This is a genomic window from Brevibacterium otitidis (genome assembly GCF_042429315.1).
Lineage (GTDB): Bacteria > Actinomycetota > Actinomycetes > Actinomycetales > Brevibacteriaceae > Brevibacterium > Brevibacterium otitidis.
Genome location: NZ_JBHMAU010000034.1, coordinates 1 through 21,732, shown reverse-complemented (window position 1 = coordinate 21,732; position 21,732 = coordinate 1). Strand labels below are relative to the sequence as shown.

Genomic DNA, 21,732 nt, shown 5'->3' with positions numbered 1-21,732 from the left:
GCATCCGGATCAGTGGCGGGCGATCTGGCAGTACCGGCGCAAACGAGCCCTGCGAGATGCCCGGACCCTGAACCTCCAACGCAACCGCGCGATCGCGATCATCGATGGGGAAAAGCCAGCGAAGAAGGCCCGGTTCGTCAAAGTCGCTGACGAGGAGAAAGCCTTCGACGAGAAAGCCTATGAGCAGGCGATGAAGCTCACCGGCTGGAAAGGCTACGTCACCAACATCGAGGCCGCCATCATGCCTGCAAGCGAGGTCATTGCCAGCTACCACGACCTGTGGCACGTCGAGCAGTCCTTCCGGATGTCAAAGACCGATCTGCGGGCCCGGCCGATCTTCCACCGCACCAAAGACGCCATCGAAGCCCACCTGACAGTCGTGTTCACAGCCCTGGCAGTCGCCCGTTACATGCAGCACGCCACCGGCCAGTCACTGAAGAAGATCATCACCAGCCTGCGATCCCTACGCGAATTCACCGGCAACATCAACGGACACGACATCACCTTCACCCCAGAAATCACCGGAGAACCAAGAAAGATCGCAGAAGCACTCCTACCAGGCCGGCACACGGGACACTAAAATTGTGGAACTCAGGTCCGCGTCGATGGTTGTGATGGCCTTCTTCACGGCCGGGTCCATCCGGACGGTGACCGAGACATCGGCCCCGCCGATGATGGCCGCGTTGATGGCGGCATGCCCGTAATATGCTGAATCGGCCCGCACCAGCTTCCGCGCCCCGCCCATCCCGGCCAGGCGGCCGGTGGTGGCCAGCGCCTCGCTGATCAGCCGCCCGGCCCCGCGCGGGGAGCCGACCGAGCCCTTCCGCAGCCTTTGGGCGACGATCACCGGTGCGCAGCCGCTGGTGGTGGCGGTGGCCAGCAGCACGTTGAGCCCGCGCACCCGCGTGTACCCATAGCCGCAGCCCTGCTTCTGGTGGCCGTGAACCTCGACGATCGTGTCATCGACATCAACGCACACGTACTCGCCGGGATCCCTGACCAGCAGCGGAGCCTTACAGCTCAGCCCGATCAGGACCCGGGAGGTGACCGCGTCGAGCTGGCGGACGTGGCCGAAGGTGAACGACCGGAGGAACGAGCCCAGCGTCGACGGGGCGTACCGGCCGGTGAAGACCTTGCCCGTACCGCCGTGCCTGAGCAGGGCCATGTCATCGATCGAGTCGGCACCGGCGACCATCCCGGCCACCAGGGAGGCGACCTTCAACCCGGCGTTGGCGCCCTTGTCGGTGGGCACCGTCAGCTGCTTGTCGGCCAGTTCACGCAACCCGACATCGGCAGCCAGCTGCACGGCCGGGACGAGACCGGCTGCTGACACAAGATTCGGATCATCGAAAGTCACTGACGTCGCCGCCGAACTATGAGAGAGTTGCATCTACGAGATGTCCTTCCGATCAGTTCAATAGTGTCTTCGTCGATAACTATTTTCCCTGACCAGAAGGACATCTCGGCTTCTAACGCGCCGTCAGAAGCTCACCCGATCGGTGGATCCAGGTTTAGCGCCGCGACCGTGCAGGAGCCGCAGCATCGAGCCCATGCCCATCGGCGTGCTGCTTGCACGCTGGAGTGGATGCTGAGAAGTGCTAGCGCGAGATCGGTTTCCAGTTCACCACCAAAGATGGCGGGCAGGACCTCGGCGATCTTCCCGTCCGACCATGTCAACGGTTCTTCTGAATCGTTGCCGTGCTGACGCATGTGCTCGGCGCTCTCGCCTATGAGTGCGGTTGCGGCCTGGCCAATGCCGGTGGTGAGGGCACGAATGTGTGGCCCCCAGCTGTCCATGTCAAGCCCGCGCTCTGGGGGCATGCCGACCATGAAGAGGCCGGTGACATTTGTCAGAAGGACCTCGTTGCCGTCGGTGACCACGGAGAGATCATCTCGCAGGTAGTCGTATTCTGGTCCGGGACGGTTCTCAGGATAGAAGGCGGTGTGAGCTGCCCGGATAAGGCGTCGGAAGTTCCTGACCACCTGGTCCAACTGTTTCGTTCTTCCGTCAAAGAACTTGCCGCTATGGCGTGCTGCCTTGGCGATGGTGTATTCCCACTCGAGGTCCAAATGATGGCCGGGAGTCTCCCGGAGCATCTTCGTCGTCTCGTAGGCGACCATGGCGCCCCATTGAGCGAATGGCCACGTCCGCGGATGGCCTCCGGCGCTAAGGGTACTCCCCGCGACATAGCGCAGGTCGCTGGCTGCAATGGCAAGGGATAGCCGTTGGTGGACTTCCATAACCGAGAGGATACCGAGACCCAAATTGGCTTGACCACGCTACTCTCACGGGCTTGCTCCTACCGTTGAAGTAGGAACCTTAGTGTGAGGACCCTGACGGCACGGTGTTGCGCCATGGCGCCTGACGATCAGCCAAGGTGTCCAAGATGATTTCGCACCACAGGGTCGCCGCATTGACGGCGAGCCTGGCATGGCGATCTGAGAGGCCGGCTCGTCGCCGGGCAGGACCGTGACCAGTGCCGAAGCTGTTACGGAACTCAGCAAGCCCCGTGGCTATTTGCCGGGCGCCATTGAGGATTTGGCGGATGGCCTGGCGTGAGTCTGGAAGGTCTTTACCCTTTTCGGGGAGGAGACCGAGAGCATCGGATGCCTCGTTGACCAGTTTGATGAAATCGGCTTTGGGGAGAGATGCTTCGGTCCGACCGGTCTCGATGAGGGCGATTTTCGCGGTGCTCTCCATGAGTTCTTTGGCTCCACCGATGGCGAGTTCAGGGTCGGCGGGGAGAGCTGCGGACAGGCGCTCGAGCCCTTGCAGTATGGCGCTGGGGTCCTTGAGGCTCGCCAGTGACGAAGGGTTGAGTTCGGCACGATGTGGGATTCGGATGAGCCACTCGTCGTCGATCTCAAGACCATCTCGAGCGACCGCGCGGAGTACGTTCATGGTCGCCCGCTCTCGGTACTGGTCGTCGCCGGCCCAGAAGGCGAAGACATCGGTGAGTGTATCCTGGAACACCCGCAACGCCCTCTCAGCTTGAGATCGAGAGGTCCAGTCGACTTGGCGAATGTAGGCCTCGAACAGTGTGACTCGCTGGCCACCAACTGGCTCGATCTCGGGAGGCGGAGAGAAGCCCTCGGACTCCCACATCTCGGTAATTCTTCGGAGAACGGTGTCACTCGTGAGCTCTCGGATGGCAGTGCGGGTGCGTCTACCAACGAGTTCCTGTGGTTTGTGTTCGGTCATGACTCCTCATGGCTGTTGCAGACGGGTTTCGTTGACATTATTCTCGTACGGTGCTATAGCGCAGTGGTAATTCCACGGCACGCGGAGGATAATACAACTGCCGTGGCCAGCCAGGCGGCGAGGCTGCACTCCCTAGATTCGATCTTCCGATCGTCCAGGCCTGCGACGCGAGCAGTGGTGGGTTTCGTGGGGTAGATGCCTTGCCTCTTGAAAGCCCCGATTCCAGTCACCAGACCAGTACTATGGGAGCAGCCGACAAGTTGGCTGCTCCCACAATTGGCCCTGTAATCACGACTGGTGTCGACTTCTCCGTCACATGATCACGATGAGAAGAGCCGCGACGAGCAGAGCGATGCCGCTGGCGAAGAGCACGTAGTCAATTGGGCGACCGTCTCCAACGGCGCCGTGGTCGTCGACCCATATGCCGTGGCTGTAGAGCGACACTGCCCAAATCAGCAGGACGACGATTCCCGCGACGGCAAGAGCGGCGCTTGCCTTCCCGCCTGCCTTGCGTTGTGTGCTGTTCAATGCGCGCACCTTCCGTGTGGTCACCAGTTGCACAGTTTGCGACTGACGAGCCAGTTGTTCCGCGTCGGTCGGTGAGCTTCCAGGTTCCAGGGATTCTTGCCGGCCGCGTAGACAGTGTGACAATCGTACTGTTGCTTGATGGTCTTGGCGGTGCTTGTGCCCTTCTTTACCGCTTCGGCCCACCCCTGCTTTCGCATGATGTAGGCGCCGAGCGCCGGGTCTTTGGTTGGTCCGAGTCCGTAACCGATGGCCACGGTGTTGCCCCAGGTCGTCTTCTTGACGCCGGATCGGGGCTTCTTCTTCTCGGTTGTCTTGGTGACCTTGCTGATGAGCGCCTTGCCCATGTAGGGGTCAGCGACGACTGGGTAGGCCAAGCATGCTGCCTACTACACCAGCGAGATCATCCTCGCCAACGTCATCCTCCGCCTGAGATAACACTTACAGGACACGCGCTAGGCAGAGAAGTAGCGGAACTGAAGGGCCCGGACGATTAACTGGGCCAGGTTCTCCGCTTGGAGCTTCTCTCTCAGTCTCTTGGCTTGGGTCTTCGCCGTCCAGAGAGTTACCCCTTGGGCTTCGGCAATGTCTTCGTAGCGGCAACCGCGGCAGATCAGAGTGAGCACTTCGAGTTCGCGTTCAGTGATATCAGGACTCACCGGTGGAGCATCTGGCAAAGAATCACCGGCAATCACGATGTCTCGGGCCAGGAACTTCAGCATACTGGGGTCATCCCCGCGTGCAGCACCGCGTACGGTGTCGCGCAGGGTCGACTCGGAGCAGGACTTGTTGATGGCTGCCATGGCGCCAGCTTCCAGCGCCCGTGCCAACCCTGGCCCCGGCGAGACCGTGCTCAGAATGACTACCCTGGCTTCGGGATCGATCTGGCGGATTCTTCCTGTGGCCTCGATACCACTCATTCCGTCTGGCATGTTGATGTCCATCAGGACCACATCGGGCCGGTGGATTTGATAGCTGTCAACTGCATCCTTACCGGTGTGCACAGCTGGAAGCACGTCTATATCTGGTTCGGTGACGAGAGCATAAGACAATGCCTTTGTGGTCCAGCGGTCGTCATCGACGATCAGTACTGACAAGCGCGAAGCTGTGGGCGCATTCGGTGGTTCGGTGTTTCGCGGTGAATGGATCATCGGCATAGTTCCTGGTACTTCTTCCTGTCGGTGATACGCCATAGCGCGCATCGGTAGGGATTTCCCATCGTCCCAACACTCGGCTCGTCGGCGGTGGCAACCGCAACAACGGGTTCGGGCAGCGGACCGGAGGCGACGTTCGCAAGTGGGACTGGGGCGGCGGACGCTATGGCAATGGAGACAAGGAGTTTCATGCTCTAAGAGCACGACACCCTGACCTCCCCCGGCATCCCTCGTTTGAGGTAGCTACATAGGATCCTGCTCTCTGATCGGGATGGAAGTCCGAACGTTCACGAGTCCTCTATCGTGGAGGATGCTAAGTGAGCCTCCTACGCGCTCAATGCGCGCCGACAATGACCTGGGGGCCCGATCTGGCGGTGCAGGGCTTGGGTTGACGGCTTCGAACACGACCCATACGTCTGGAGAGTCGTGATGGCTGTCGATGGTGATCGCGCACTTGGTGGTCTCGGAAGAATGCTTGACGATGTTTGTTGCCAGTTCTTTGAGCGTGAACAGGGAGGTCTCCAGCACCTCACCAGGCACGTCTTCGGGAAGTTGGCCGATATCGATGGTGATGTCGAACCCGCCGGCTTCTGTGGCAGAACGGATTATCTCGGTGGCACGCAGCATTTCGTCCTCGAAGGGACCGGTGGCGGAGTGACCATCGGGGTCGTCCGTGAGTCGAGCGAGCAGTACGCGCAGTTGCTGTTGCGTGTGAGCATTCACCAGGGCGAGCTCGGTGAGCTTGGAATCGGAACGGCCCTCGATCCTGGCGTCAATTACGAGGGTGCGTACGATGGCTGCTTCGGCAGCAAGGCCATGGGAAACGGTGTCGTGTGTGTCCAGCGCCATATCAAGGCGCATTCTCTCGAGTTTGCGCTGGTGAGTCCGTGCGAGTTCTTCCCGGCGTGCGATCTCTTTCTGAATGCGTCCCTCGAAGCCAGCGGCGACGAGACCGAGAACGACCGCGATCAGCCATCCAAAGGCGAGCGTGATGATGGACTCGTCTTTTCCGCTCCAGAGCCCCAGCGATGCAGGTATCAGCGCGATGCCGAAGAGAAGAAGAGTGAACAGTAGGAACAGGCGGATCCGGAGTTGGCTGAGCACGAACGCCACAGCGGCCTCGCCCACAGTTTGGAATGGGTTGACGAGGTCCGGGAAGACTATGGCGAAGACCGCAAAGATACCGAAGCCGAGGAAACCGGCCGTGGCAGGGATGAAGCACACGCCGACGATCAGAACGGCTGCGAGAATCTGAAGGGCCAGATAGGAGGGGTCGTTCGTTTCAAACGAGTCGGGTGTCAACCCTGCGACGGCAATGATGAGCAGGAGGACCCGAAAGGGAGGATCGATATAGCGGGGTCCGCGTAGGTAGCGTGCGAGTCTCTTCAGAGACGATGTCTCGGCCCAGGCCCCCGTAGGTTGGGTCACCGTCAAGCTGCGCTCCCCTTTCACAGTCGGCGTTTGCGGCTTGCGCCTTACGCTACCTTCGCGAGCAGTGGCAGCGGGTTCGGGATAAATAACAGTTCGATACAGGTGACGGTCTACCCGCGTTGCGTACCTCGAACGAGGGATGTGAGTGGCATGGGAGCGCTCATACGCTCTGTTCACCGGACGTCCCGGTGATACACACATCACAGAAGGAGCAGCGATGCCTCGCAAAAACACTACCTGGCAGGTTTCCTGCTGGCTGGGGCCTTGGCCATCGGAGGAGGAGTCCCCGCCGTGGCAGCAGAATCTCCCGCGTCAGCGGATCTGTCTCCAAAATCGTCACAGACTCTCGAAAGGCTTGAGACCCTGAACCCGGGAGCGTCGGATCAGGAGCTTCTGGACGGGCTCTCTGCGTATGCGACAGAGCAGGGGATCACTCTTGAGCAGGCTCTGCAGGAGTCTCTGAGAGAGAGCGAAGAGTCGGCGCAGGCTGCGGCGGAAGGGGCAAGCGGAGGGGTCTCTACGTACGCCACGAGAACTCTTGGCGCCGCGAAGGCCAAGGGAGATGTCTTCGTCTCGCCGGCCAGCACTCTCTTCATCAAGCACGGGCACACCGGCATCTACTACACGACGGGCACGATCGTGGAGGCGCCTGGCAAGAAGGCCGGCGGCAAGACCCTGAAGAGCCGTTCATACGCTGCCTCAAAGCTCTCGGTCGGCAAGGGAGCCGTCAAGCAGTCGGTGGGCGTCAGCACTGCCAAGCGCAAGGCTTCGGCCAACCACGCATACAGCAAGCTTCGGGGCAAGCCATACAACACCAACTTCGCGGCGAACAAGAAAGTCAACGGCTCCAAGATGAACTGCTCGCAGCTGGTGTGGGCGGCCTACAAGGTCGGAGGACGGATCGACCTCGACAGCAATGGCGGGCCGGGCGTCTATCCTTACAACATCAAGAACTCCAAGTACACNCCCCCCCCCCCACGCCTCGTTGAAACGAGTTCCCATTATGATCAAACGACGTGCTCTCATCGCCTCCGTAGCTGCCCTCGGCTTAGGATTCAGCGGATGCACTCCGCCAACCCCTTCCGGACTAGCAGACAACCAAGTCGCAAATACGGAAGTCTCTCTGGGGAATTCGGTCGCTGCGTTCTATCTCAGCCGCCAGTCTGCCGGCTTCACTGGGAAGGCCGGCGACGGTTTCGTCGGCCTCATCGACCCCAAAGGCAACGTCTCTGCGCTGAGGACCTCCGGAATGGACAATGGGCAATTGGATTGGGACGAGACAGGAATCGTGTTCGCCGACACTGAGAACGACTATCACTTGGCTGACACCCTCACGAAAACGAAGAGCCCGAAAACGAACTACCAGCAGGCGATCTTCTCAACTGGCGACGGCGGATCTGTCGGACTCTATAACGACGGATTCACCGAGGAAGGGTATGTTGAGCAGCTGGTGACGACGGCGTCCGGCAAGGCGCAGATGAACGAGATTGAAGGCAACTACTCTGTCACCGGTATGTGCGACGGTGGCATCGTCGGCACCGCGGAACCCTCGGGGCCATACGCGCGACAAGCCGAGGCTGCGGGTTACACACTCATGGGCGAGTACGAGCTGCAGTCACAGATGCTTGCACAACTCGGGGCCGAAGCAGGCAATAAAGAGCAGGTCATCAGCATCCAGGCCATCGACGAAGGCTCCCAGTTCTCCTCGGATGCCCCCTGTGCCAATGGGCGCTTGTACCACTTGGCCAGCCTCGTTCCAGACGGGGACACGCGATCGCTTGCCCTGCGAGTCTGGGACATAGATAGTGGCGACTTTGAGCAACACGCTCTTACTCTCCCCGACGGCACAGAACCACTCCTTGTCAACGACCTTGGGTTCGAGATCGATGGGTACGACCGTGCGTCTTTGCGCGGAGACCGCTTCGATTGGGTGGCCATCGATGGGCGAGTAATGTCGACGGACACCTCCGACGGCACCACCACGGAGCTCTTCACGCTCGAAGCTGATGGCTATGATTCTGAAAACCCGGTCCGGGCCGTCGAATTCACTGACACGACTCTCGGGGTGCTCACCGTTGATATCGAAGCGCAGATGGCGCACTTCGTGGCCTACGATCGCGAGAACGGTAAGGAGACCGTCCGGCTCAAAGTCGAAGGCATTGCGGAGGCGCTGGAAGCGGGCTTAGTCCTGCGAGATATGAGCGTAGCCCCAAAGTAGCGATAAGAGGGGACTGGGGTGTACCAAGGTTCTTAGACAGGCCTCCTAATGAGAGAGGATCGAGAACATGACAGTGAGTTCGAGGTGGAGGTTCAGTCCGCAGTTCAAGGCCGAAGCAGTGCAGCTGGTCCTGCAGAGTGACCGCTCGATCGCCGAGGTCGCCGAGGAGCTGGCGATCAACCCCGGGACCTTGGGCAACTGGGTGCAGAAGCATCGTCAGGCCAACCCGGAGCCAATCCCCGAGATGAGCCCGGCGGACCATGGCCGGTTGGCGGAACTGGAGGAGCAGAACCGTCGGCTGAAGATGGAAAATGAGTTCCTAAAAAAAGCCGCGGCCTTCTTCGCCCGGGAGCAGGGCTGAGTGAGAAGTCAGCCCTGATCGAGGCGGAGAAGGCGAGCTTTCCGATCGAGTGGACGTGCGCCCGGCTCGGTGTGGCCCGCTCGTCGTTTTACGCCTGGCGCGCCCGCGCCGGGCAGGTCACGGCCACCCAGGCCCGCCGAGAGGCCCTCAAGGGCGAGATTCAGCGAATCTTCGAAAAGCAACGAGGCACGGCCGGGTGCCGGCGCATCGCCGCGATCCTGAACGACGAGGGGCACCCTGCCTCGGTCGGGCTGGTGGCAGATCTGATGCGCGACTTGGGCTCGCGGCCATCCAGCGCAAGGCTCACAAGCGCACCACCGTCCCCGACGAAAAAGCCCAGGTCTTCGCCGACAAGCTCGGCCGCGACTTCGCTCCCGAAAGCTACCGCCCGGGCGAGGCGCTGGGCGGCGACATCACCTACCTACGCACCGGGCAAGGGTGGTTATACCTGGCCACGGTGATCGACCTGGCCACCCGCAAGGTAATCGGGTGGCAGACCGCCGACCACATGCGCGCCAGCCTGGTCGTCGACGCCCTGGAGATGGCCCGAACCCAGGGGCAAGCAACACCCGGGGCGGTGTTCCACAGCGATCACGGGTCCCAGTACACCTCCGACGAGTTCGTCACCTACTGCACCCGGAACGGGTTCGTGCAGTCGATGGGTCGAACCGGGGTGTGCTGGGACAACGCCGCCGCCGAGACGTTCTTCGCGACCTTGAAGAACGAGATGTACCACCAGCAGGTGTTCCACACGCGGGCCAAGGCGCGGTTCGCCGTGGCCGAGTACATCGAGGTGTTTTACAACCGTCGTAGACCACACTCCAGCCTCGGATATCGTACCCCGGCCCGAGCGTGGGCAGACGCCCAGGCCGACGCCGCCGAGGACCTACCCTGGACGGCCTGACACACCAGAAATCACCAAGGACCTGTCCACAATCCTTGACACAGCCCACACTCATGCAACGAGCCAGAGGAGACTTTCCGCGTGCGCGAGCCAGCTGATCGACATCGCGGTGGTGGAGATTTGATGCTCGTGATGATTCTGTAGCAGCGCGATCGGGGGCTCTGGAGCACAATTGCAGGCAGCTCGGAGGCTGCCTCGAGGGTGTGACAACAAGCCGGTTGCGCCGCTGCTCAGGTCAGGTAGACAGTACATCGGAGAGGCGGCAGCATAAGGTCGACGATGCCATTACCGGCTCTTCGCAGTTGAGGGTGTAGGGAGCGTGGGCGAGTCGGTCCGGGGGTAGGGTCGAGGTCTTCCGAGAATGGAGGTTCCTACACCATCCCATTCGAAAGACCTCGACGTGGCCAACGCTACCTTCTCCTGCCCTGACTTGACTGCCTTCACCGGCTTGGACGAGCTCGGACTCGAAGCTATCGGGCAACGATTGAAACCTGATCGGGCGGTGCTGGCCTGCAGGGTGGTTACACCCGATGGGTGGTGTCGGCGCTGCGGCTGCCAGGGTGTGGCGCGGGAAACGGTTCTGCGCTCGCCGGCACACGAGCCGCTGGGCTGTTCTTTGACGATGTATCCGTCTCTGGCCGCTTGCCGCAGAATCATCATCAGCACGGTTTGCACGGGACGGGTGACCCCGTTGAACTTCGACTTGGGATTGAGCGGAGACGGGATCTTATCCAACTTGTCGGTCATCTCGCGGATCCGATTCTTGTCGATAGCCCGCACAGGAGTGTCGCCGAACTCCGGGATGAGGTAACCGTGGACCTTGCCCTTGTAGGAGCGGATCGTTCCGGCCGAACGCATCTTGCCGCTGCGGCTGGGCTGAGTGCGGATCATCTCGACCCACCGTTCGGCGTATTCCGTGAAGCCGATGGTGCGCGCAGCTTCTGCCTCGGCTTCGGCCCGCAAGCGAGCAGCCATCGCCTGCGGTGACTCCCACGTGCCCAGAGCGATCTTCCTATGCACTCCTGACAGCCACGTCCGGGCGTCGGTCTTCGTCTCGAACGTCAGGGCTCGGTCGTCGTCCGTCCGGGCAGTATGTATCTCACCATCGGCGCCAGGGTAGCGCGCTTGCCATCGACCCGAAGGCAGTCTGCGGAGACTCCCCCAGGACTCCCTCGGTGAGGTCCTCTTCTCTGTCTTCGTCGTTGGGCTCATCGGGTCCTCCAGTCGCCTCGACCGGACTGGAGCGGATCGGCATGCCACTTCGTGCCACTCGTCCTACACGATGGCCCTATACCCGCTCTGACCAGGCCTTTCCCTCCCCCATCAGGGACGCTAGTGGCACGAAGTGGCACGGCGTCGAAGAGTGTGGGTGACCAAATTCCGGGTCGTGCACGCCTCCGCTCTCGGAGGGAAGGTGCGCGCGTGCCACTGGCGTGCCACACCGGAAGGCGATTGATGAACATCTGTGCTCTCCTCTGTCCTAAGGATGGAGGCACGAAAAGAGGCCCGGACCTGCAGAAACCTGCAGTTCCGGGCCTCCTATCAGCCCTTTCGGGCCTCAAGCAAGCTCTGGGGTCTTAGAAGTCCCAGTCCTCATCGAGTGTCTCGGCGGTCTCGCCGATGATGTACGAGGAACCGGATCCGGAGAAGAAGTCGTGGTTCTCACTGGCCTCCGGTGACAGCGCGGCGAGCACCTCGGGATTCACCGTCGTCTCCTCCGGTGAGAACTTCGGCTGGTAGCCGAGGTTCATGAGCGCCTTGTTCGCGTTGTAGCGCACGAAGCGGGCGACATCGTCCATCAGCCCCAGCGGCTCGTACAGCTCACCGGAATACGTCAGCTCCAACTCGTAGAGTTCCTCGAGCAGCGCGAAGGTGAACGCATCCATCTCCTCACGCCGCTGGGGCGAAGCAGCCTCGCGCCCGCGCTGGTACTTGTACCCGGAGTAGTAGCCGTGCACGGCCTTGTCCCGCAGGATCAGCCGGATCATGTCCGCGGTGTTCGTCAGCTTCGCCCGGCACGAGAACCACAGCGGCAGATAGAACCCGGCGTAGAGCAGCAGCGAGGACAGCAGCGTCGAGGCGACCTTGCGCTTGAGCGGGTCCTCCCCGTAGTAGTGCACGAGCACCGCCTTGCACCTGGCCTGCAGCACATCATTGCCGATCGCCCACTGGTAGGCGGCATCGATCTCCGGCGTCGAGGTCAGGGTTGAGAACACCGAGGAGTACGAGCGGGCATGCACCGACTGCATGAACGCGATGTTCGTGTACACCGCCTCCTCATGCTCGGTGCGCGCATCAGCGATCTGCACGATCTCGCCGACGGTCGCTTGCAGCGTATCGAGCATCGTCAGCCCGGTGAACACGCGCATCGTCAGCGTCCGCTCGGTCTCGGTCAGCTGGTGCCAGGCCGGCAGATCGTTCGACAGCGGCACCTTCTCCGGCAGCCAGAAATTCGCCGTCAGCCGCTGCCACACTTCCAGGTCCTTCTCATCGGTCACCCGATTCCAGTTGATCGGCCGCAGCCGGGCGGCCGGATCCTTCCGGTAGCCAGGTGGCGAGACAGCCTCCGTGCCCGAGGCGGTGCGCGCCTGCGTGCTGGTGGCTGCGGTGGACTGGGTGGCTGCGGTGGACTGGGTGGTTGCGGTGGTCTGGGTGTTCGGTGTCATGCGGGGATGCTCCTTCTCGACAGGGTGGTTCAGCCGGCCAGGGTGCGCTGGCGCGTGCGGGCGGCGATATGGGCTTCACGGGTGAGCGCGATCTCCTCGGCCTGCCCGGTCGTCCAGAACCGGGCGAGCCCGGCGTTGACCTTGCGGGTGTCCTCGCCGGTGCCGAGCAGCTCGAAGCGGTACAGCTCCGGGACGGCGAGCTTTGCAGACAGCACCCGGCCGGCCAGGCAGTAGGCGGTGCCGAAGTTCGTGTTGCCAGCCGAGATGATCCCGCGCACGAGCTCGCGGTGGGCTGGGTCATGCTTGAGGAAGGCGAGTACCTGCTTGGGCACCGCTGTGCGCACGGCACCGCCGCCGTAGGTCGGCAGCATGAGCACATACGGCTCGTCGATGCTGATCATCGGTTCGATGCGCGGGCGCAGCGGGATCCGCACACTGGCTTCATCGAGGCGCTCGGCGAAGCGCTGCGTGTTGTTCGACACCGAGGAGAAGTACACGAGGCGAGACACCGCACCCTCCCATAGTTAGCAAGATCGAATAATAAAGTTCGTCGTCACGAACATAGCACAGGCGGGGCGGTCCTCTCACCGTCTCCTCAGGTGGCCAGCGCCTCGGGGCGCGGTACCCTCGAGACACGCGATGCAAAGGAGCTGCCGTGACGTTCACCCCGCCACCGGATCCCACCACCCGCCCCACGCTGCAGGGCACCTTCGGGATGAGTGCCTCGACCCACTGGCTGGCCACCCAGACCGCGCAGGCGGTGCTCGAACGCGGCGGCAACGCCTTTGACGCAGCGGTCGCGGCCGGGTTCGTCCTCCACGTCGTCGAACCCCACCTCAACGGCCCCGGCGGGGATATGACCGGCCTGTTCGCCACCGCCGAGGCGCCGGTGCCGCAGGTGCTCATGGGCCAGGGCCCAGCCCCGGCCGGGGCAACGATCGAGCACTTCCGTGCCGAGGGCCTCGACATGGTCCCTGGTGCCGGGGCACTGGCTGCGGCCGTACCGGGTGCGGTCGATGCGTGGCTGGTGCTGCTGCGCGATCACGGCAGCTGGGACATCGCCGATGTCCTCGCTTACGCGATCGGCTACGCCGAGAACGGCCACCCGATCCACGCCGGCACCTGCGCTGCGATCGCTGCGGCCGCTGAGACGTTCCGCGCTCATTGGCCCAGTTCAGCCGAACAGTGGCTGCCCGGCGGTCAGGTGCCCGAACCCGGTGATCTTGTGAGGATGCCCGGGTATGCGGGCACGCTCAGGCGGCTGCTGGCGGCTGCCGATGAGGCCGGGCTGGCTGGGGATAGCGGGGCTGTCGGGGATAGCGGGGCTGATAGCGACGTGCGGGTCGCCCGGATCGAGGCGGTGAGGCGGGAGTGGCGCGAAGGCTTCGTCGCCGCGGAAGCCGCCGCGTTCATCGGCGAACCCCACATGCACTCAAGCGGCACCATGCACGCCGGGGTGCTCACCGTCGAGGACACGGCCGGGTTCTCAGCCGGGTACGAGGAGCCGGTGTCGATCGAGTTCCGCGGCCATACGATCGCCAAGACCGGCCCGTGGGGGCAGGGGCCGGTGCTGCTGCAGACCCTGCGGATCCTCGACGGCTTCGATGACGCGGACCTCGACCCGTCGACCGAGCGCGGCGCGCACACCATCCTCGAAGCTCTCAAGCTCGCGCTCGCCGATCGCGACACCCACTACGGTCACGGCGAGGTCGATCTGGAGACCCTGCTGAGTGAGGAGTACGCGGCCAGCCGGCGCGAACTCATCAGCGAGTGGGCCTCTCTCGACTTCCGGCCCGGTCTGCGCGACGCAAGCGAGCCTGGTTTCGTGCCGCCGCTGGTGACCGGTGATGAGTTCGAGCTGCCGGCCCAGGCGGTCGGTGCCGATGCGGGAGCCTCTGTCGGTTCGGCAGCGGGTGCCGGTGAGCCGACGATGCAGACGAACGCCACCCCGCGTGCGGTGCGCGGCGACACCTGTCATCTCGATGTCATCGATCGGTGGGGCAACATCATCTCCGCCACCCCATCCGGCGGCTGGCTGCAGTCCTCCCCGCTCATCCCAGCCCTCGGCTTCTGCCTCGGCACCCGTCTGCAGATGATGTGGCTCGATGAGGACTCCCCCTCCCGGCTGGCCGCCGGCAAGCGCCCGCGCACGACGCTCACCCCGACTCTCATCAGCCGCGGCGGCACGCCGGTGATCGCCATCGGCACGCCGGGCGGGGATCAGCAGGATCAGTGGCAGCTGCTGGCGATCCTGCGGATGCTCGTCGGCGGCTATACCCCGCAGCAGGCGATCGACGCACCGGCGTTCCACACGACCGCGCTTCCCGGCTCCTTCTGGCCGCGCACCTGGACTCCCGGCGGCGTTGTGGTTGAGGACCGGCTCGGCGATGAGGTCATCGACGGGCTCATCGCCCGCGGCCACGTCGTCTCCCGGGCAGGAAACTGGTCACTCGGCCGCCTCTCCTGCGTCACCTGCGACCCGGAGACCGGGATCCTGCAGGCGGCAGCGAACCCCCGCGGCATGCAGGGATACGCTGCCGGACGGTGACCCTCAGCGCGGCGGGGCCAGCCGCTCCAGCGTCTCAGCGGCCGACTCCTCGCGCGCAGACTGCCAACCGGTGCCGGCCCACAAATGCACCCAATCGGGCTGGCCCGCCTTCGCGGCGGCCGTGCGGATGGGCTTCGTCAGGTGATGAACCTGCGGATAGGCAGGCGGTGCCGAGTCTGAGAAGTCATCGATGAACCGGTTGCGCAGGCCCCGGGCCAGCCGCCCCGTGAACGCCCGGGTCAGCGTCGTCTCCGTGAAGTCGGGGCCGGCGAGTGCCTGCCGGTGGACTGCCGAGGTGCCGGCTTCGTGGCAGCGCAGCAGCAGCGTGCCGACCTGCACGGCAACCGCACCGGCACTGAGTAAGGCGGCCACTGCCTCGGGACCGTCGACGCCACCAGCGGCGATGACCGGCAGATCCACACGGCTCCGCACCTCATGGACCAAGTCAGCGGTCTCGACCTCGGGAACATCGCGCAGCGGATCATGCGTTCCGGCATGCCCGCCGGCCCGGCTGCCCTGCACGACGAGACCATCGCAGCCGATCCCGGCCGCCGCCTCGGCTTCGGAGGCAGTCGTGACCGTGGCGAGCACGCAGGTTCCGACTGCGTGCAGCCGCGCAACCACCTCGGGGGCGGGGAGCCCGAACGTCAGCGAGACCACCGGAACCGGGTCGGCCAGCAGCGCCTGGAGCTTCTCGCCGAAGTGATCGTCATCGTCCATGACTGGACGCGTGTCGATCTGCGCGTCGAGCTCACCGGCCAGCGGGGCGAGCCGGCCGGCATAGGAGGCGAAGGCGACCTCATCGACGGGAGCCTGCCCGGGTACGAAGAGGTTGACGCCGAAGGGCACGCCGCCTGTCAGCTGCCGGAACTCAGCGATCTGGGTGGTCAGGGCATCGGCGGTCAGATAGCCGCCGGCCAGGAACGGGAACCCGCCTGCGGCAGCGATCGCCGCCGCCAACCGGGGTGTGGTGGCGCCGCCGGCCATCGGTGCGCCGACAAGTGGACGGTCGGTGGCCAGCAGCGCGGTGACAGCTGGGCGGGCGGCATCAGAGGCGGTCATATCTGCACGGTAACAGCGCCATCGGCGCAGCGGAACGGGCCCGGATGCAGGTGGACGAGAGTTTCTCAGGGTTCGGGAACCGGCATCGCCCACGGGGGTGCGGATCGGCCAGACTGGTCGTCATCGAGAGGCAGATCACAGATGCCGCCGCGACCGCCGGCTGGCAGGAGGGGACAGGCGTGAGAGCACTCGCAGACACCAGCACCGAGCCAGCGCAGCCGGTGGCCGGCAGCCCGTCGATCACGAGCTTCGACGGACCGGACATCGACATGCTCATCCGGCAGGGCTTCAGGCCCGCCCGCATCGAATCACTGACGACCGTCGCCTGTGGAATCCTGTCCATCACCTTCGCCCCGCCGCTGGGCGCTGACCCGGCATTCACCCCCGGCGCGCACCTCGAAGTCGCGATCCCGCTGCCCGACGGCCCGGCGATCCGCCACTACTCGCTGTGCTCGAAACCCGATGGCAGCCACGGCTGGCGGGTCGCGATCCTCAACGAGCCGACCGGCCGCGGCGGCTCCCACTGGCTGCACGAACACCTCGCCGACTGCACCAGCCTGCTCATCCGCGGCCCGCGCGACACCTTCGGCTACCAGCGCCGCTCGCCGATGCTGTTCGTCGCCGGCGGGATCGGCATCACCCCGATCTCCGCGATGATCCACGACGCCGAGAACGCCGGACTCGACTGGCACCTCATCTACGTCGGCCGCCGCAACGAACTCATGGCCTTCGCCGACGACCTCATCGACTCCCACGGATCCGAGCGCGTCGACGTGCGCATCACCGCCGAGACCGGCCGGCCCGATGTCGTCGCGCTGGCCCGTGACTGGTTCGCCACCGCGCGTGCCTCCGGTGCGACCGCGCCCGAGGCGGAGGGCACCGGCGGCAGCCCCGTCGTCTCCACGTGCGGCCCGGTCGTCTATACCTGTGGCCCGGTTCCGCTCATGTGCGCGCTCGCCGCCGGGATGGAGGCCGAGGGCACCGAGGTGATCTTCGAGGACTTCGACGACGACGCCCCACCGGCAGCCGAGGCCACCGGCAGTGGTCAGACCGAGGCGGCCGGCGCCTCGGGCGCGGACACCGCCTTCACCGTCGAGACCACCAGCGGCGATGAAGTGCAGGTGGCCTGCGGCCAGTCGATCCTCGCAGCCCTGGGTGCTGCCGGGGTGCGGACGCTGAGCTCATGTCAGAAGGGCACGTGCGGGACGTGTGAGACGACGATCCTGCAGGGGCGGGCCGAGCACCGCGATCATGTGCTCAGCGATGAGGAGAAGGAGGCGCAGGAGACGATGATGATCTGCGTCTCGCGTGCCCAGACCGACCGGCTCGTCCTCGACATCTGAGGTCAGATGAGCTCCTCATCGACGCTGCCCGGCGCTGCCGCCAGTGCACCGGTCAGCCCCATGAGCACGCTGATGCCGATCATGAACACGATCGGGGCCGTCCAGCCGCCGGTCACACCGAGCAGCGCACCGACGATCATCGGGCAGACCGCGGCGAGGATGTAACCGCTGGATTGGACGAATGCCGAGGTCGAGGCGGTGACGGCGACATCGGTCGTGCGCCGGGTGATGAGCGCGAGCACGGCCGGGAAGGCGAAACCGCCGTAGGCCAGCAGCACCGCCCACAGCACCGGTGCGGCGGCGGGGGAGATGAGCAGGCCGGTGTAGCCAGCGGTCGAGGCGACGGCGAAGCTGATGATGAAGGTGCGCGGGTAGACGTCGCGGACGATGATCTGCGGGGCGAGGAACCCGCCGGGGATGCCGGAGAAGGCGACGATGCCGATCATGATCCCGGCGGTGACAGGATCGAGGCCGCCGTCGCGGTAGATCTGGGGCAGCCAGCCGAACTGCACGTAGGCGTTGACGGACTGGAAGCCGAAGAACAGCGCCATCCAGCGGGCCTTCGGCGAGGCCACGATGCGTTTGCGCACCCGGGCGCCGCCCGCCTCGGGAGCGGGAGGGCCGGCCAGGCGCGGCACCGAGCCGGCTGCGCGCAGCACGAGCCAGGCGACGAGCGCGGTGACGGGGATGACTGCCCAGAAGCCCAGACCCACCCGCCAGGTGCCGGCCTGCTCGGTCAGCGGGGCGGTCAGCAGCGAGGGCAGGGTGGCGCCGAGACCGAGTGAGACGGTGAAGACGGTCGCGGCGAGCTGGCCGCGGGCCGGGAAGCGGGCCTTGACGTAGACGAGGAGGACGACGTTGCCCAGCGCCATGCCGATGAGCGCCAGCACGGTCAGCGTCGCGAAGCCCGGCCAGGTGTGCGACAGGGCGCGGGCGATGACACCGGTGGCCGTGCACGCACAGGAGATCGTCAGCGCACCGAACAGGCCCGCCCGCGTGAGCAGCGGTAAAGCGATGAGTCCGCAGGCGGCGAAGATGAGGCCGGGGAAGGCAGTGAGCAGCCCGGACTGCCAGGCCGTCAGGCCGAAGGCGTCGGTGACCTCGGCCAGCACTGGGCCCAGCGACGTGGCCGCTGGGCGCAGACTCGCGGCGATGAGCACGAGGCAGACCAGCGCGAGCGCATCAAGGCCCCGGCGGGTGCGAAACGGCGTGCTCTGGGCAGTCATCGCAGGCAGCGCGCTCCTTCGGTCAGCGGTGAGGTCTGGTGCGCCGGTGCGCCGGTGCGCGTCGTGCGACTGGTGTGCGCAGCGCGATAGGCGACAGTCCATCGTATCCGGTCACCAGGCCGGCAGCTGAGGATTCCGCTCCCCGCCGCTGGCAGGAGACAGCCCGAGACGGAATGCCGGGCTCAGCGCAGGTCTCAGCGCGGCGCCTGAGCATCCGCGGCGCGGACGACAGCCCCGTCCTTGACGAGGGCCGTGGCGGTGCGGACCTGTGGGTAGAGCACGACGTCCTGGGTCAGGTGAGCGATCGTGCGGCCCTGCGTGTCGGTCGTCGAGCGCAGCATGTCGATGACGCGCCGGCCGGCAGACGAGATCTCCTCGCGGGCCACGGCCCGGCCGTCGGGGCGCCCGGCGGCTACGCGCAGCTCGAGGGCCTGGACGGCCATGAGGAGTTCGATGCCGACGACGGCTTCGATGTTGGCCACGATCTGGCGCAGGTGCCGGCCGGCGTTGTTGGCCATCGAGACGTGGTCCTCTTGGTTCGCAGATGTCGGGATCGAATCGACGGTGTCCGGATGGGCAAGGGTCTTGCAGTCGGAGACGAGGGCCGCGGCCAGATACTGCGGCAGCATGAACCCGCAGTCCATGCCGACCTGCGCGGAGTCGACGAGCATGTCGGGCAGGCCGCGGTTGAGGGTGCCGTCGTCGAGGCGGAAGATCCGCCGTTCGGTGATGTTGCCGATCTCGGTGACCGCGATCGAGAGGAAATCGGCGGCGAAGGCGACGTATTCGGCGTGGAAGTTTCCACCCGAGACGGCCTTGAGAGACCGTGGCAGCTGCGGGAAGACAAGCGGGTTGTCGGTTGCAGCGTTGAGTTCGCGTTCGATGATCCCGATGGTGAAGTCGAGCGTGTCGGCGACCGGGCCGAACACCTGTGGCACACAGCGCAGCGAGTAGGCATCCTGCGGTGGCTGCCGGTCCGGGTCGGCAGCCCGGCTGCCGGTGATGAGCTGCGAGTCGGCCATGAGCTCTCGCATCCGGGCGGCGACGGCGATCTGGCCGGGCTGCCTGCGCACGGTGTGCAGCTCGTCGATGAACGCATCACCGAAGCCCAGCAGCGCCTCGATCGTCATCGACGCGGTCACCTGCGCGGTCTCCAGCAGGGTCGTCGCATCCCAGGCCGCGAGCGCGGTCTGAGCAAGGGAGAACGACGTGCCATTCAGCAGTGCGAGGCCGTCCTTGGCGCCGACCGGCACCCGGTCGATGCTCGCTGCCGCCATCGCCTCGGTGCCGGGCACGATCTGTCCGTCAAGCACTGCCTCACCGGAATCCTCGGGCTTGTCCTCCCCGGTCGGCGGGCCGGTGAGGACAAGGGCGATGTGGGCTAACGGGATGAGGTCTCCGGAGGCGCCGAGCGAACCGTATTCGGGCACCGCTGGCCACACGTCGTGATTCAGCATCGCGACGAGCCCCTCGACGAGCGGCCAGGAGATCGCCGAATGGCCGGCGATGAGCGACTGGATGCGGATGAGCATCGTGGCCCGCACGACTTCTTCGTCGACGAGTCGGCCGATGCCTGAGGCGTCGGCGAGGATGAGCCGGCGGGAGAGCTCAGCGGCATCGGTGGCGCTGGGGAACGCCTGCCGGCCGGCCAGGGAGCCGAAACCGGTGTTGACCGAGTAGATCGCCTCGACGTCCTCACCGGCCTTCATCCGGTCGATGACATCATCGAGCCAGGCCCGTGACTCCCGGCAGGCCTCCTGAGCGGCCGGGGCGAGGGTGATGCGGCGGCGGTGCCGGGCGACGTCGACCATCTCGGCCAGGCTCAGATCGGATTCGCCGAGGGTGAGCACCGGGCCTTCGAACTCCTCGGCCGCGGCCGGTTGGCCGGGCAGCGGAGCGGTGGCGGGGTGCAGATTCGAGTGCGGGCGTGCGGTCATATGCGGGTCTCTTCGCTGATCGGACGGTCAGATGGCGTGGTGCGCCGACGGTGCGGGCGGCGGTGGTGACGGTGGCCAGCGGGCCCGGGGCCGCAGTGCCCAGAGGGCCTGGTGCCGCGGTGGCCGTGCGGCTTAGGCAGGTGTCGCTTTCAGCGGCACCGAGGTGTAGGAGCGCAGGGTGGTGTGGATGAGCGGCTCGGGCTCGGCGGTCGGTTCGAGGTGAGTGGCCCGGGCGCAGAAGGCGGAGAAGAACGCATCCATCTCCATCCGCGAGATCGGCTGGCCGACGCACTGGTGGATGCCCGTGCCGAAGGTCAGGTGCCCGCTGGCATACCGGTCGATGCGGCCAGCGAGCAGATGACCTCTCCACCGACGCGCACAGGTGCGGCCACGGCGACGGCGTTGTCGATGAGCTCACCGTGGGAGACAGCGATTCCGCGGGTGCGGATGTCCTTGAGATCGGCGATGAGATGCTGCCTGCGGGCGAGCGCTGCCTGGTCATCGGCGGCATCGGACCTGACAGCGCGGAGCGCGCCTTCGGTGACAGCCGGCAGAGCGTAGGCGAGGAGCACGCGCTGGCCGGCCCCGCGGTAGATCGGCAGCACCTGGTTGATGCGAAACGAAATATCGGTGTCAGCGGTCGGGGAGACCTGTCGCAGGCACACGGCGTTGTGCCCGGCGCGCACGGTGAGCACGGAGACCTTGCCGGTGCGGTTCGTCAGACCTTGGAGGAAGGAATGGCCGACTTCGACGAGCCGGGTGCGGGTGATGTCATGACCGGACCATGCCGAGAGCCGCCAGCCGGGGACGAAGCGTCCGTGGTGCTTTTCGATGAGGTCGGAGTCTGTAAGCGTCTTGAGGTACCGGTACGTCGTCGACAGCGGCAGCCCGAGTTCCTCGGAGACATCCTGGGCGCTGACCTCGCCACCTTCGGCAACGTGCGTGAGCACCCGCAGCCCGCGCACGAGCGCGGAGTCCCCACCGGAGTCGGAGGGGCGGGCGTCTCCCGCAGGGCTGCCTGTCGAGTTCATAGGTTCAGGGTACGTCAGTGCTTAGCCTTGATCCACCGATGTAAGTAGCCGGATCGAGCCGCGTGTGGAATGGAAATGCCCCTCCTGAACTGGGAAAATGGTGATGTTATAAGTCAACATTCCC

The 21,732-nt window shown here is 65.0% G+C and carries 17 protein-coding genes and 4 pseudogenes; 6 read left to right on the top strand and 15 right to left on the bottom strand.

Translation table 11 applies throughout. From position 1 onward, the window contains the following. A partial coding sequence (locus ACFFN1_RS04675) for an IS1634 family transposase (protein WP_376839067.1) occupies window positions 1-580 on the top strand: 580 nt, incomplete at its 5' end. Window positions 581-601: 21 nt separating this feature from the next. Here the strand turns inward: ACFFN1_RS04675 and ACFFN1_RS04670 are convergent. From ACFFN1_RS04670 to ACFFN1_RS04640, 7 genes and pseudogenes are all read right to left on the bottom strand, one after another. Further along, window positions 602-1,390, bottom strand: a pseudogene (locus ACFFN1_RS04670) (IS1380 family transposase); the annotation flags it as partial. A gap of 98 nt (window positions 1,391-1,488) precedes the next feature. Then, window positions 1,489-2,241: a hypothetical protein gene (locus ACFFN1_RS04665; RefSeq protein WP_376839065.1), complete on the bottom strand. Its 753-nt coding sequence runs from the start codon at window positions 2,239-2,241 to the stop codon at window positions 1,489-1,491. 79 nt (window positions 2,242-2,320) lie between these two features. Next, the gene (locus tag ACFFN1_RS04660; RefSeq protein ID WP_376839064.1) at window positions 2,321-3,202 is read right to left on the bottom strand and encodes an abortive infection family protein; all 882 of its coding nucleotides are present in this window, start codon (window positions 3,200-3,202) and stop codon (window positions 2,321-2,323) included. Window positions 3,203-3,514: 312 nt separating this feature from the next. Next, window positions 3,515-3,754 carry a hypothetical protein gene (locus ACFFN1_RS04655; protein ID WP_376839062.1) on the bottom strand — a complete coding sequence of 80 codons (240 nt, stop codon included), beginning with the start codon at window positions 3,752-3,754 and terminating at the stop codon, window positions 3,515-3,517. Beyond that, entirely contained in the window at window positions 3,751-4,104 is a 354-nt protein-coding gene (locus tag ACFFN1_RS04650; protein WP_376839060.1) for a DUF2599 domain-containing protein, read from the bottom strand. Before ACFFN1_RS04650 ends, ACFFN1_RS04655 begins: the two co-directional genes overlap by 4 nt. 78 nt (window positions 4,105-4,182) lie before the next feature. Then, window positions 4,183-4,878, bottom strand: a complete 696-nt coding sequence (locus ACFFN1_RS04645; protein WP_376839058.1) for a response regulator transcription factor — start codon at window positions 4,876-4,878, stop codon at window positions 4,183-4,185. A gap of 246 nt (window positions 4,879-5,124) precedes the next feature. Then, on the bottom strand, window positions 5,125-6,315 hold the full coding sequence (locus tag ACFFN1_RS04640) for a sensor histidine kinase (protein WP_376839056.1): 1,191 nt from the start codon (window positions 6,313-6,315) through the stop codon (window positions 5,125-5,127). Between the two features lie 1,000 nt (window positions 6,316-7,315). Here ACFFN1_RS04640 and ACFFN1_RS04635 point away from each other — a divergent pair. From ACFFN1_RS04635 to ACFFN1_RS04625, 3 genes and pseudogenes are all read left to right on the top strand, one after another. After that, on the top strand, window positions 7,316-8,530 hold the full coding sequence (locus ACFFN1_RS04635) for a YycP family beta-propeller protein (RefSeq protein ID WP_376839054.1): 1,215 nt from the start codon (window positions 7,316-7,318) through the stop codon (window positions 8,528-8,530). A 67-nt stretch (window positions 8,531-8,597) separates the two neighbouring features. Continuing rightward, window positions 8,598-9,795 (top strand): annotated as a pseudogene (locus tag ACFFN1_RS04630) (IS3 family transposase). Between the two features lie 361 nt (window positions 9,796-10,156). Beyond that, a pseudogene (locus ACFFN1_RS04625) lies at window positions 10,157-10,405 on the top strand (hypothetical protein); the annotation flags it as partial. Window positions 10,406-10,809: 404 nt separating this feature from the next. Here the strand turns inward: ACFFN1_RS04625 and ACFFN1_RS16895 are convergent. From ACFFN1_RS16895 to nrdI, 3 genes and pseudogenes are all read right to left on the bottom strand, one after another. Further along, window positions 10,810-11,007: pseudogene (locus tag ACFFN1_RS16895) on the bottom strand (hypothetical protein); the annotation flags it as partial. A 365-nt stretch (window positions 11,008-11,372) separates the two neighbouring features. Further along, a complete protein-coding gene (nrdF, locus tag ACFFN1_RS04620; protein WP_376839052.1) occupies window positions 11,373-12,461 on the bottom strand; it encodes a class 1b ribonucleoside-diphosphate reductase subunit beta in 1,089 nt (362 codons plus the stop codon). Between the two features lie 29 nt (window positions 12,462-12,490). Beyond that, window positions 12,491-12,970: a class Ib ribonucleoside-diphosphate reductase assembly flavoprotein NrdI gene (gene nrdI / locus ACFFN1_RS04615; RefSeq protein WP_376839050.1), complete on the bottom strand. Its 480-nt coding sequence runs from the start codon at window positions 12,968-12,970 to the stop codon at window positions 12,491-12,493. A gap of 146 nt (window positions 12,971-13,116) precedes the next feature. On the opposite strand from nrdI, the gene ACFFN1_RS04610 reads away from it, so the two are divergent. Then, window positions 13,117-15,009, top strand: a complete 1,893-nt coding sequence (locus ACFFN1_RS04610; protein WP_376839048.1) for a gamma-glutamyltransferase family protein — start codon at window positions 13,117-13,119, stop codon at window positions 15,007-15,009. 3 nt (window positions 15,010-15,012) lie between these two features. Here ACFFN1_RS04610 and ACFFN1_RS04605 read toward each other — a convergent pair whose 3' ends face one another. Further along, window positions 15,013-16,071 (bottom strand): nitronate monooxygenase, encoded by a 1,059-nt coding sequence (locus tag ACFFN1_RS04605; protein ID WP_376839046.1) that lies wholly within the window; start codon window positions 16,069-16,071, stop codon window positions 15,013-15,015. A 179-nt stretch (window positions 16,072-16,250) separates the two neighbouring features. Between ACFFN1_RS04605 and ACFFN1_RS04600 the strand changes: the two genes are divergently transcribed. Continuing rightward, the gene (locus ACFFN1_RS04600; RefSeq protein WP_376839044.1) at window positions 16,251-17,414 is read left to right on the top strand and encodes a PDR/VanB family oxidoreductase; all 1,164 of its coding nucleotides are present in this window, start codon (window positions 16,251-16,253) and stop codon (window positions 17,412-17,414) included. 2 nt (window positions 17,415-17,416) lie between these two features. Here ACFFN1_RS04600 and ACFFN1_RS04595 read toward each other — a convergent pair whose 3' ends face one another. The 4 genes from ACFFN1_RS04595 to ACFFN1_RS04580 all read right to left on the bottom strand — a co-directional run bounded on the left by ACFFN1_RS04595 (window position 17,417) and on the right by ACFFN1_RS04580 (window position 21,608). Continuing rightward, window positions 17,417-18,640, bottom strand: coding sequence for an MFS transporter (locus ACFFN1_RS04595; RefSeq protein WP_376839043.1), 1,224 nt, complete (start codon window positions 18,638-18,640; stop codon window positions 17,417-17,419). A 194-nt stretch (window positions 18,641-18,834) separates the two neighbouring features. Next, entirely contained in the window at window positions 18,835-20,577 is a 1,743-nt protein-coding gene (locus tag ACFFN1_RS04590; RefSeq protein ID WP_376839040.1) for an HAL/PAL/TAL family ammonia-lyase, read from the bottom strand. Between the two features lie 132 nt (window positions 20,578-20,709). Next, window positions 20,710-20,844: a hypothetical protein gene (locus ACFFN1_RS04585; RefSeq protein WP_376839038.1), complete on the bottom strand. Its 135-nt coding sequence runs from the start codon at window positions 20,842-20,844 to the stop codon at window positions 20,710-20,712. Window positions 20,845-20,891: 47 nt separating this feature from the next. Then, complete coding sequence (locus ACFFN1_RS04580; RefSeq protein ID WP_376839037.1) at window positions 20,892-21,608, bottom strand: IclR family transcriptional regulator; 717 nt, start codon at window positions 21,606-21,608, stop codon at window positions 20,892-20,894. Window positions 21,609-21,732 lie beyond the last annotated feature (124 nt).